We start from the raw sequence: 1,035 nt of genomic DNA on the forward strand, positions 1-1,035 counted from the left end.
GACCACTGGTCATCGCCCGGCTGATCGGTCGGGTAGGCCTGGATGTAATCCGGTCCAACTTGCTGGTAGCCCGTGGTGTGCTGTGTGCCGGCAAGCAGCCGCCACGCTCGGCATTCGTGCACATCCCGCTGGCCCTGCGCGATGCGCACGGCCTGGCGGCGCTGTCGATGATCACCACGGTAGTGCCTGGCACGGTCTGGTCCGAACTGGCGCTGGACCGCAGCGTACTGCTGCTGCACGTGTTCGACCTGGATGACGAAGCCGCTTTCATCAAGCACTTCAAAGACACTTACGAACGCCCGCTGATGGAGATTTTCCAATGACAGGCCTGCTCGCCAACGCTGTTCTTGCCAGCCTGTTCATCTTCGCCCTCGCCATGGGCCTTGCGCTGATCCGGCTGTTCCGTGGCCCGTCCGCCCAGGACCGGGTATTGGCGCTGGACTACCTGTATATCCTGGCCATGCTGACCATGCTGGTACTGGGCATCCGTTATGCCAGTGACACCTACTTCGAAGGTGCCTTGCTGATTGCCCTCTTCGGCTTTGTCGGCTCGTTTGCCCTGGCCAAGTTCCTGCTGCGCGGTGAGGTGATCGAATGACTGAAAACATGGTATTGCCGTTCTGGCTGGAGCTGATCACCGCTGCACTGCTGTTGACCGGCAGCCTGTTCGCCCTGATCGGTGCGATAGGCCTGCTGCGCCTGAAGGATTACTTCCAGCGCATGCACCCACCGGCACTGGCTTCGACCATTGGCGCCTGGTGCGTGGCACTGGCCTCGATCATCTATTTTTCGTGGCTCAAGGATGCACCCGTGCTGCACGCATGGCTGATTCCGATCCTGCTGTCGATCACTGTGCCGGTAACCACGCTTTTGCTGGCGCGGGCGGCGCTGTTCCGCAAGCGCATGTCGAAAGAACCAGTACCCGAAGAGGTCAGCAGCGGCCGCGACCGCGGCCACTGAAGCGTTGCCGGCTCACCCCTGGCTGAGGCGCTGTAGCTCCCGCCGGACCATGGCGACATAAGCTGGCGGGCCGAG

General features: G+C 62.1%; 3 protein-coding genes. All 3 read left to right on the plus strand.

Annotated features, from left to right (window positions below):
- Positions 1 to 323: Na+/H+ antiporter subunit E (locus tag HP546_RS30610; protein WP_172233721.1), on the plus strand; the 323-nt coding region annotated here is incomplete at its 5' end.
- On the plus strand, positions 320 to 598 hold the full coding sequence (locus HP546_RS30615) for a K+/H+ antiporter subunit F (RefSeq protein WP_003250109.1): 279 nt from the start codon (positions 320 to 322) through the stop codon (positions 596 to 598). The genes HP546_RS30610 and HP546_RS30615, both read left to right, overlap by 4 nt.
- Positions 595 to 960: a Na+/H+ antiporter subunit G gene (locus tag HP546_RS30620; protein ID WP_172233724.1), complete on the plus strand. Its 366-nt coding sequence runs from the start codon at positions 595 to 597 to the stop codon at positions 958 to 960. Before HP546_RS30615 ends, HP546_RS30620 begins: the two co-directional genes overlap by 4 nt.
- Positions 961 to 1,035 lie beyond the last annotated feature (75 nt).

It is taken from the genome of Pseudomonas sp. CM25 (genome assembly GCF_013179705.1).
In the GTDB taxonomy this organism is placed as follows: Bacteria; Pseudomonadota; Gammaproteobacteria; order Pseudomonadales; family Pseudomonadaceae; genus Aquipseudomonas.

Excerpts from the sequence above, each read along its gene's own strand:
- HP546_RS30615 (WP_003250109.1), top strand. The coding sequence starts at position 320 with ATGACAGGCCTGCTCGCCAACGCTGTTCTTGCCAGCCTGTTCATCTTC.
- HP546_RS30620 (WP_172233724.1), top strand. The coding sequence starts at position 595 with ATGACTGAAAACATGGTATTGCCGTTCTGGCTGGAGCTGATCACCGCT.